Raw genomic sequence first — 9927 nt, 5'->3', positions numbered from 1 at the left:
TTTCCAACATTGTTGGAGAGGTTTGTGTAGGTGCAAATGTCACCATTGCGCCTGGAGCTGCAATTCGTGCCGATGCTGGCAGTCCGTTCAGGATTGGTGAAGGCAGTCGCATTCAGGATGGGGCTGTTGTTCACGGATTAGAGGAAGGGCGGGTTCTAGGAGACGACCAGCAAGAATATTCGGTTTGGGTTGGCGAAAATGTGACCCTTACCCATCTTGTATTGATTCACGGCCCTGCCTATATCGGGAATAACTGTTTTATCGGGTTCCGATCCACAATTTTTAATGCTCGGTTGGGGGATAACTGCGTTGTTTTAATGCATGCCCTGATCCAGGATGTGGAAATTCCACCTGGTAAGCTTGTGCCCTCTGGGGCAGTCATTACGTCTCAGCAGCAAGCGGAAGCACTCCCTGACGTGCAAGCTCAGGATCGTAACTTTGTCCATCATCTATCCGGCATTAAAGAAGCGGTTCAATCAAGAGGAGATGGTGCTGCGCCAATTTCGCAGGTTACCGCTGTGCGCCATCAGTTAGAACAGATTTATCAAGCAGATACTCCAGAAACGGGTCAGTCCAGCGAAGAATCATCAAGACAGGTAGGAAGTATGAAATTACATCCAGAAGTAGCCGAACAGGTACAGCAGTTGCTCTCGCAGGGATATCGCATTACTACAGAATATGCCGACAAGCGGCGGTTCCAAACGAGTTCTTGGCAGACAGGTGGGGCGATTATGTCTAGTCGGACTAGTGATGTTCTGGCAGCTCTGGAGGAGCAACTTGCGAGCCATGATCGTGACTACGTTCGCCTGATTGGTGTTGATCCCCAATCGAAGCGTCGGGTTGCTGAAGTACTGATTCATCGTCCAGGGCAACAAAACGGGGGATCGAATGGGGGTGGAAGCTCTTATCGCCATTCGAGTAGTGCCAACGCAGCCAATTCCTATAGCTACTCGTCGCCCGCAAGTTCTGGGTATGGCGCTTCCTCAGCACGGGGTTCTTTGAGTCAAGAAGCTATTGATCTAGTGAATCAGCTTCTTTCCCAGGGATACCGAATTGGTACGGAACACGCAGATAAGCGCCACTTCCGTGCGAGCTCTTGGACAAGCTGTTCCCCGATCGCATCGACTCGACCCGCAGATGTGATTGCGGATCTGGAAGCTTGCCTTGCGGAGCACAGTGGCGAATATGTCCGCATGATTGGTATTGATACTCAGTCAAAGCGTCGCGTTGCTGAGTTGATGATTCAACGTGCCGATGATAAACCTTCTGCTGCTCCGAGTGGGCGTCCTGCGGCTGGCTCTTACCAAGGGGGTTCATCCTCCCATACCTCTGCTAGCTATGCGCCCAGCAGAGCAAGTGGGTTGAGCACTGAGGCTGCGGATCTGGTTGGTCAACTTTTGTCCCAGGGCTATCGCATTGGTATTGAGCATGCGGATAAGCGTCGATTCCGGATTGGGTCATGGACAAGCTGCGCTACGGTGCAGTCGAGTCGTCCAGCAGATGTAATCGCGGCACTAGAGGCGTGCATAGCCGAGCACAGTGGCGAGTACGTCCGGATGATTGGTATTGATACGCAATCGAAGCGCCGGGTTGCTGAACTGATGATTCAGCGTCCAGGAGATGTTCCCGTTTCTGCGTCTGCAAGTCATGCCGCTAGCACGGCTAGTTACGGAAGTTCGTCGTCTACCTATGGAACTAGCAATGGTAATGGCAGGTCTAGCGACTATTTTGTGCCGAAGACCAGCAGCAGACTGAGCGCAGATGCAGTAGACCAAGTCCGTCAACTGTTATCGCAGGGCTATCGAATTGGTACAGAGCACGCGGATAAGCGTCGCTTCCGGATTGGGTCATGGACAAGCTGCGCTCCGATCAGCTCTACGCGACCAGCCGAAGTGGTTGCCGCACTAGAGGCGTGTATGGCCGAGCATCGTGGCGAGTACGTCCGGGTGATTGGCATTGATGTCCAATCAAAACGACGAGTTGGTGAGTTAATGATTCAGCGCCCATAGGGCAAGAGTCCTGGTTCATCCATAGAGTGTGGACTGTGCCGGATTCCTGTACTATGACTCCACCTTTTTTCCTGTAGCTCAAGGGTTGAGTTTATGCATGCCCTATCGCGATCGCCCATCAGTGATACCCATTTCTATATTTGTGGATCGGTTGTCATTGATCCAAGTGCGGCGATCGCGCCCGGAGTGCTGATTCAAGCAGATGCCTCTGCTCAGGTGGTGATTCGGGCAGGCGTATGCATTGGACGGGGTAGCATTATCCATGCTGTTTCCGGCACGATTGAGATTGAAGAAGGCGTTACGCTGGGCACGGGGGTTCTAGTATTCGGGTCGTGCTTTTTGGGAGCAGGGTCTTGTGTTGGAGCTAATGTGTCTCTCGTAAACTATGCCCTGCAACCTGGGCAACTTGTTCCCGCAAATAGCGCCCTGAGTACCTTAGAGATGCCGACTGTAAGCGCTCAGTCGCCTTCTGAGTCATCTAATTCCACGGTGCAGAAAGGTAAAGAGCATCATTCTGAAGATCAGGTTACGCCCTCTGTCCAAAACGGTGCTCATGACCAACAATCTGAGGAGAAGGGATCTCCGGCTTCCGTATCAACAAATGCAGAAAATGTAGACGTTCATGTTGAGGAAACCCGCGTAACAACGCAGCGCATTGTCTACGGTCGAGCATCCTTAGATCGAGTGATCACTATGATGTTTCCCCATCGTCAGCCGTTGGATTCCCCGACATCATCTTCTGATCATCCTGATAGTTCGTAGTAAGCGTGAATTGAGAGACAGCCTTTAGAATGGAGGCAGAATCTTTTATTCAAGAATGACGAGTCCATTTTGAACGCTAGGTGTTGGCAGAAAGACGTAAATAGGGTGGAAGCAGCCGACTGGGTGTTTCTGTCTCGTGGATAGGGGGAAAGCGCAATGGAGGTGCAAAAGAACCAACAGCCGATCCTGGCGCGTTCTGCGCCTAAGGTGGGGCGATCGCCTCATGATTTCAGCAATATGGCGTTGGGGCTGGTTTCGACTCGTAGCTTCCCCGCCATTATTGTTACGGCTGACATGATGCTGAAATCGTCAGGGGTAACTCTAGTCGGCTATGAAAAAACAGGCAGTGGATACTGCACCGCCGTTGTTCGAGGCGGAATTTCAGATATTCGGATTGCCGTTGAGGTTGGAGCGGAAACGGCTGAAAAGTTTGGACAGTTTGTTTCCAAATCCATTATTGCGCAACCGCTGCCTAACTTAGATGCCGTACTCCCTATTGGGCAACGTTTATCTCGCGCGATGACCGAACCTGGCTATAACCGTTTGCGGAATCAGGCCGTTGGGCTAATCGAAACCCGCGGGTTTCCAGCAATGGTAGGCGCATGCGACGCGATGATGAAGGCAGCGGATGTACACCTCGCTGCCTACGAAGTCATTGGTGATGGGCTGTGTACTGCGATTGTTCGTGGGCGAGTTGCGGATGTCGCTGTTGCCCTAGAAGCAGGCATGAGCGAAGCAGAGCGTATCGGGGAACTCCATGCCGTTGGACTGATTCCCCGGCCTCTGGATGATATGGAGAAGACCCTACCTGTGGCAAGCTGCTGGATCGAACGTCCTGAACCCCTAGCGATACCGCTTGATCTTAAAGAGCGGGATGAGGAGTTGGTGGAGCTGCCTAACCTTAATGAACTGCCAGCCGTTAAAGAAGAGGCCATGCCTCTAGAACTCTCCAACCTAGAGCAGTTATCCAATACCGATCATCTGCGAGCGTCTCAGGAGGATTCGCTGTATTAGCAGCCGTTGTGCAAACACTCTAATCGTCCATGCGCAGAAGCTTTCGGTAAAAAGGTTGAGAGAAGTCAATCGTACGTAGCCGTTTGAAGGTAAATAGAACCTCAATTAGAAAATTGATGAACTCAAAGTTGGCCATCACAATTTCGTAGCTAAGCTCTGCACTGCCATCAAACTGGATGCGACAACGGGTGAGGTCTGCGGGTAACGGAGATACACTCCAGCTCGCAACGAACGGAATGCCCTCACCTCCTTCAATTTTGCGAGTACCCTCAATGCTGCCCTGCTGGTACAAGCTAATGGCTAAGGGTAGCGCATTCCGTTTGTTACCTTGGTAATACGGCATGTACACACTTACATCGCGCTGACTAGCAGGTTGCAGTTTTTCTAATGACGCCATATTTACAAAGTCCTTTGTGGTGATGAATGCAACGCCTAAGTTTCCAACATACGTGAAGACTTCTGCTATCTAGTATGCCCAGAACTGTTGCCTGAGGATGCCCAGATTAGTATGCCCAGAAAAATTGCTTTTCTAGCAGGTTGTCTTCAAGGATCTTTCACGTATGACTACATTAAATGATGAGTCTACCTTCAATGCTAAGCCAGCAGAGCTGCATCTTGTGGTAATTGGCGGTGGCGCAGCCGGATTTTTTGGGGCGATCGCCGCCGCAGAAACCTATCCCCATCATCGGGTCACACTTCTGGAAGCGGGACGAGTGCCCCTAACGAAGGTGGCAATTTCGGGCGGTGGGCGGTGCAATGTCACCCATGCGTGCTTTGAGCCGAGGCAACTGGTGCAGCACTACCCGCGGGGTAGCAAGGCATTATTAGGGGCATTTAGTCGATTTCAGCCGAGCGATACGGTGGAATGGTATGACAATCGGGGGGTAGCTCTCAAAACGGAAGCGGATGGACGCATGTTTCCGGTAACTAACACCTCCGAGACCATTGTGGACTGTTTGCAGACCAGTGCTTGGGATGCTGGGGTAAGAGTTTGGACGGGAGCCATGGTGCAAGCCGTTCAACCCCGTGGCTATCAGTTTGAGGTGGTATTAAAGTCGGGAGAGAGTGTCGTGGGCGATCGCCTCTTACTCGCAACAGGAAGCCATCCCCTGGGCTATCGAATTGCCCAACACCTCGGTCATACCCTTGAGCCACCCGTTCCGTCACTCTTCACCTTCACGGTACCCGATCCCAAGTTGCGAGAGCTTGCTGGAATTGCGGTGGATGACGTTCGCACCAAACTTTGGACATCAGCCTCAACACCAATTGAGCAAGCTGGCTCCGTTTTAATTACCCATTGGGGATTCAGTGGCCCCGCGATTTTGAAGCTATCGGCGTGGGGGGCGCGATCGCTCCATGACAGCCACTATCAAGCCACGCTGCAGATCAATTGGTGTCCTCACGACACAGCCGAAACGTTATATCAACGTCTGGTGACATTAAAAGCCTCCCATCCTCGACGGGCGATCGCCAATATAGACGCAATTCAGGTACCGCGCCGACTTTGGGTCTATTTGCTAGAGAGAACTACCGTGGATCCCTTAACCCGGATGGCAGAACTATCCAAAAAAGAGTTGCGGCGCCTGGTAACAGAAATCACCCAAGGGCGCTATTCTGTCAAAGGAAAGGGTGTGTTTAAAGACGAATTTGTAACCTGTGGTGGAATCTGCTTGAATGAGGTGAACTTCAAGACGATGGAAAGCCGCATCTGCCCAGGGCTTTACTTTGCAGGCGAAATCCTAGATATCGACGGCGTCACGGGGGGGTTTAACTTCCAAAGTGCCTGGACAACGGGATGGATCGCTGGGCAAGCCATGGGATCTCTCTAATTATCATACAGATATAAAATTTTCTGACCGCGTCAGGGTGTCAGTGTCAACTCACTCAGGATGGGGATGAGAATAGTCCTGCATCAGTTTTAAGCATCGCCTGCGGGTGCTGCACAGGCAAGGATTGAACATTAGGACATGAAAAAAGCACTATATATTCTCGCAGAGTTGAGCGATCGGGACTTTGAATGGTTGATGAAAACAGGCCGGCGACGCAAACTTCAGCCGGATGAAATACTGATCCGAGAAGACGAACCTAGTGATGCGCTATACATTATCTTGAACGGGACTTTAGGAGTTTTCTCGTCCGCCTTGGACGGCCAAAAGGTTGCAACCTTATCGACGGGGGAAGTGGTTGGAGAGATCTCATTTATCGATTCACGACTGCCATCTGCTACGGTGAAAGCCTTGGAAGAGGCGACGTTATGGGTGATTCCGCGAACGCAGCTTAACTCCAAGCTGTCCCATGATGTCTCGTTTGCGTCCAATTTCTATCGAGCCATGGCGGTGCTCTTGTGCGATCGCCTGCGGAGTACCATTCAGCAGGTTGGGCGCAATAAGGCTCAAGACTTTAATCGAGAACTGGATGACGATGAACCTAATCCGCGTCTGTTGGAAAGCTTAGAAATTGCGAAGGTTCGGCTATCGTGGTTACTCGATCGCCTCCGGGAAGCAAGTTGATTACTGGACACTGGAACACTATTTCATGGACTTCTCCATTGCTCGTCAGCGTTTTTATCAAGAAACCCGTCAGTCACCCAACGAAATTAACCTAGCGCGTGCCGCCCTTTACATTGCTCAAGAGGAATACCCGGCGCTAGACGTGGATGCCTATCTAAATGCTCTGGATACGATGGCTGCGGAAGTCCAAGATCGCCTCCCGTCGGACCTTTATCCTCTCCGCATTATTAAAACTCTGAATGACTATCTGTACCGCGACTTAGGGTTCAAAGGAAACGCAGCCAACTACTACGACCCACGCAACAGCTTTTTGAACGAGGTCATCGATCGTCGCCTAGGAATACCGATTACCCTTGCTCTTCTCTACTTAGAGGTTGCACAGCGCATTGATTTCCCAATGGTTGGAGTTGGCCTGCCGGGTCATTTTCTCATTAAACCCACGGCGCGGGACATGACTATATTTGTTGATGCGTTTAATGCGGGAGACGTGCTCTTTGTAGAAGATTGTCAGGACAAATTGAAGCAACTGTATGGAGGTGCGGCTGAGTGGCGGGACGAGTTTCTGCGCCCCGTAGACGCTCCTCACTTTTTGGCGCGAATGCTGACCAATTTGAAATTTATTTATTTGAATAGTCAGGATATCCCCAAAGCGCTAGCGGCAACCGAACGTATTTTATTTCTCTTTCCCAAGGCAGGATCGGAACTCCGCGATCGCGGCTTACTCTACTACCAAATGCAGCGGTGGACAGAAGCTCAGGTGGATCTGCATGCCTATCTTGAGATGGCTCCCAATGCGCCAGATGCGATCGCCATTCAGCAGTTGCTTGATCGAATCGTGACCGATCTGTGAGCCGATCTCTGAAAAGTCCCGGAAGCGATAGCTTAAAGGATTGTTACATCAGTTAATATAGAGTTAAAAATTGAACTCAGATGGGCAGAAAAGGCAATGACAGGATTTATCCGCAATCTTTTTGGATCAAAGAAGTCACCCGTTGATACGCGAGACGCTGTTACCAAAGCCGTAAAATCACAGAAGCCTACACGGGATGGAGGTGCCTATTTCTTGGATCCGGATTCCGCAAAAACGCTAGGCAATATTGACTACATGCGGACACCGAAGAAAATTAAGCATACCTTTCCCAAAGGTAAAGTAGAAGGTGTCTACGAAGCTGAGATTTCTGCAACCGATATGCGTAGCGGCTCTGCGCCCCAAGCTTCCTCTCTTTCCAATCCTCTCTTTGATGACACGGCGCGTGAACCCTCTCAATCTGTCTCCTCTGCCACGCCTGTGGGTGAGCGTCGCAAAGCAGATAGCAGTATGGATATGTTCCGGAATATGGCGAAGGATATTAAGAAGAAATAGCGTCTTGCGAGTTGAGTCAGCAAATAGACTCAACTGTTATTGAAGACTCTTGAGTTTGGGTGTGGCGTTTGCTATGCCCTTTTTTTAATCTTGTCTGAATCGAAGTAATGGCAGTTCATATCATGTCGGGATAAAAAGCCAACCCTGTTTTTGGCGCGACGCTTGCGCCGCGCCAAAAACAGGGTTGGTTTTCGTGAGCATTTCAGCAGACTTGATATCAGTGGCTAGAAAGGGAGATAGGAGACAACTCTTTTCCGGCTCTTGTTCAAGGAGAGGCGCGATCGCCAGCTCATCGATTCGAGGCTAATTCAAGCACTCAAAAAATAATGCACCCTCCCATGAGGAGAGTGCTCTGCACAAGAACATTTTGATTCTAGACGATTCCTACCCACGAAGGGAGGGATTCACTTCCCGTGCTAGATCCATGAATGAACTGAGGCTAGGGCCAGGACGGCGGCGGCCACCTTGCGCTTTGGGAACCAGAAATTGAGGGGCAAATGTATCTGAGGACTTAGACGGATCAGGCTTAGGCGCAGCGGGTGCGCTTGCGGTTACAGGCTGGGGTTCGAGCCGATTAACAGGTTGCTCCACCGTAACAACGGCAGGTTCTGCAACGGCACTTGCTTGAGCCTGTGGGGCAGCCTCAACTTTGGCAGGTGCAGGTTGGGTTGCAGGAGTAGTGCCAACAGCCTTTGACTCATCTAGTTCTACATAGAACTCAGACTTACCAATACCGAAGATTTTGAGAATACCAGACAGAAGTCCAAATATACCGCCAAGTAGCTTCTTAATTAAACCCATGCGTGCGATCGCTCCTACAAACTGCTAATTCAACGAATCAATGTGTAAAACCAGGGCATTACAATCAATGGTCACACGAAATGGGATGCGGTGATCACCATTTTACGATGCTCAGCACGACCATACCTAACCGACCCCTCAACTCCACCATGAGTAAGACTGCCCAGGAGAGATGAGACCCAGCTATCGATAGAATCTATAAGCCCTATCTATTATGAGATTATCACGGTAGGCCAACGCCCGGACTTGTAAGGATCGTTAATACTTGCGGATCACCTGGGACAAGAGCCGACAGATTGAGGCATAGGCGATCGCAACGCAGCCTTACTCCAATTTTTCCTGAAGCGCAGCTTGATCTAAGCAAACAACAACCTCGCTGTGACGGTTTAGCTCTGCCAACATCGCCGCTGTATAGCCCCCTTGATTTTTAAGATCAGGCATTGCGCCAAACTGGAGTAAACATCTCACCACGTCAAGTTGACCTCGATAGGCCGCCCACATCAGTGCCGTTGCCCCTGACGGATCCCGCTCATTCGGATTAGCACCTGATTGAAGTAGCAGCTTGAGGGTTTGCAGATGCCCATACTCAGCCATTTGCATCAGCAGCGTTTTGCCATTGGGAAGTAGGATATTGGGGTTCACCCCAGCGTCTAGAAAACTGGCCACAATGTCAGGATGTCCATACAGGGCGGCGATGGTTAATGCCCCTTGTAAAATGTCACTGGGTTCGGAATACCCCTCGGCTCTGAGTAGGGCATCCACAATTTCTACATGACCATTGAGGCTAGCAAGTTGGAGCGGCGTATCTCCAGCATGGGTGACTCGTTTGGGATCAGCTCCGTAGGCTAAGAGTTCAAGGGCAATGGCGGTGTGATTTTGCAAAACAGCGAGATGTAAAGCGGTTTCCCCTTCATGGTTTTCGGCGTTGATGTCTGGGGAATGACTGAGTAGCCATTGCACGATGTCGAGTTTACCCTCAGTTGCGGCGACCATCAGGGCGGTTTCGCCCGTGGAACTGCGTTCATCCGACGAAACGCCGTATTGGACTAGACGTTTTACCAGATCGAGGGAGCCACGTTCAATCCCTGCGGGTCGATTCCCCGCCGCTCTGCGGCGTAAAATGCCAGGATGAGTGAGTACATCCATAAAAGCCATAACGTTACCGTTTTGCTCTACCACTTAGTGTTTCCAGCGAAGTATCGACGGGCTGTATTTGACGAACAGGTTGATGCAGTCCTACGAGAAGTATGCCTAGAAATCGAGAAGCGCTATGAGATTAAGTTCATTGAGATCGGTGTGGATAAAGACCATGTGCACCTTCTGGTGCAGTCAGTACCAACCTACAGCGTGACAAAGCTAGTCACCATGATCAAGAGTCTGACAGCACGAGAGGTGTTTAGGCGATGTCCTGAGCTCGACTTTATCCAATTGATCCAAAAAGGAAAGCAGCAAGCAGAATTCAGATGAG

Annotated in this window: 10 protein-coding genes and 1 pseudogene; 8 read left to right on the top strand and 3 right to left on the bottom strand. The window is 50.7% G+C overall.

What is annotated here, in order from left to right:
- The 3 genes from IGR76_01755 to IGR76_01745 all read left to right on the top strand — a co-directional run.
- On the top strand, nt 1–2009 hold a 2009-nt coding region (locus tag IGR76_01755), incomplete at its 5' end, for a ribulose bisphosphate carboxylase small subunit (GenBank protein ID MBF2077258.1).
- 93 nt (nt 2010–2102) lie between these two features.
- Nucleotides 2103–2771, top strand: coding sequence for a hypothetical protein (locus IGR76_01750; protein ID MBF2077257.1), 669 nt, complete (start codon nt 2103–2105; stop codon nt 2769–2771).
- A 156-nt stretch (nt 2772–2927) separates the two neighbouring features.
- The gene (locus IGR76_01745) at nt 2928–3785 is read left to right on the top strand and encodes a BMC domain-containing protein (protein MBF2077256.1); all 858 of its coding nucleotides are present in this window, start codon (nt 2928–2930) and stop codon (nt 3783–3785) included.
- Nucleotides 3786–3804: 19 nt separating this feature from the next.
- On the opposite strand, the gene IGR76_01740 is transcribed toward IGR76_01745, so the two are convergent.
- Complete coding sequence (locus IGR76_01740) at nt 3805–4182, bottom strand: hypothetical protein (protein MBF2077255.1); 378 nt, start codon at nt 4180–4182, stop codon at nt 3805–3807.
- 163 nt (nt 4183–4345) lie between these two features.
- Here IGR76_01740 and IGR76_01735 point away from each other — a divergent pair, with 163 nt between their 5' ends.
- The 4 genes from IGR76_01735 to IGR76_01720 all read left to right on the top strand — a co-directional run bounded on the left by IGR76_01735 (nt 4346) and on the right by IGR76_01720 (nt 7658).
- On the top strand, nt 4346–5614 hold the full coding sequence (locus tag IGR76_01735; protein MBF2077254.1) for an NAD(P)/FAD-dependent oxidoreductase: 1269 nt from the start codon (nt 4346–4348) through the stop codon (nt 5612–5614).
- A gap of 138 nt (nt 5615–5752) precedes the next feature.
- Nucleotides 5753–6295, top strand: coding sequence for a cyclic nucleotide-binding domain-containing protein (locus tag IGR76_01730; protein ID MBF2077253.1), 543 nt, complete (start codon nt 5753–5755; stop codon nt 6293–6295).
- A gap of 25 nt (nt 6296–6320) precedes the next feature.
- Nucleotides 6321–7145, top strand: a complete 825-nt coding sequence (locus IGR76_01725) for a tetratricopeptide repeat protein (protein MBF2077252.1) — start codon at nt 6321–6323, stop codon at nt 7143–7145.
- Between the two features lie 96 nt (nt 7146–7241).
- On the top strand, nt 7242–7658 hold the full coding sequence (locus IGR76_01720; GenBank protein MBF2077251.1) for a hypothetical protein: 417 nt from the start codon (nt 7242–7244) through the stop codon (nt 7656–7658).
- 384 nt (nt 7659–8042) lie between these two features.
- On the opposite strand, the gene IGR76_01715 is transcribed toward IGR76_01720, so the two are convergent.
- Both IGR76_01715 and IGR76_01710 read right to left on the bottom strand, forming a co-directional pair.
- A complete protein-coding gene (locus IGR76_01715; GenBank protein MBF2077250.1) occupies nt 8043–8459 on the bottom strand; it encodes a hypothetical protein in 417 nt (138 codons plus the stop codon).
- 324 nt (nt 8460–8783) lie between these two features.
- A complete protein-coding gene (locus tag IGR76_01710) occupies nt 8784–9605 on the bottom strand; it encodes an ankyrin repeat domain-containing protein (GenBank protein MBF2077249.1) in 822 nt (273 codons plus the stop codon).
- Here IGR76_01710 and tnpA point away from each other — a divergent pair.
- Nucleotides 9588–9905, top strand: a pseudogene (tnpA, locus tag IGR76_01705) (IS200/IS605 family transposase). The gene IGR76_01710 and the pseudogene tnpA overlap by 18 nt on opposite strands.
- Nucleotides 9906–9927 lie beyond the last annotated feature (22 nt).

The sequence above is a fragment of the Synechococcales cyanobacterium T60_A2020_003 genome (assembly GCA_015272205.1).
In the GTDB taxonomy this organism is placed as follows: Bacteria; Cyanobacteriota; Cyanobacteriia; order RECH01; family RECH01; genus JACYMB01.
This window is presented reverse-complemented; position numbering and strand designations above follow the sequence as displayed.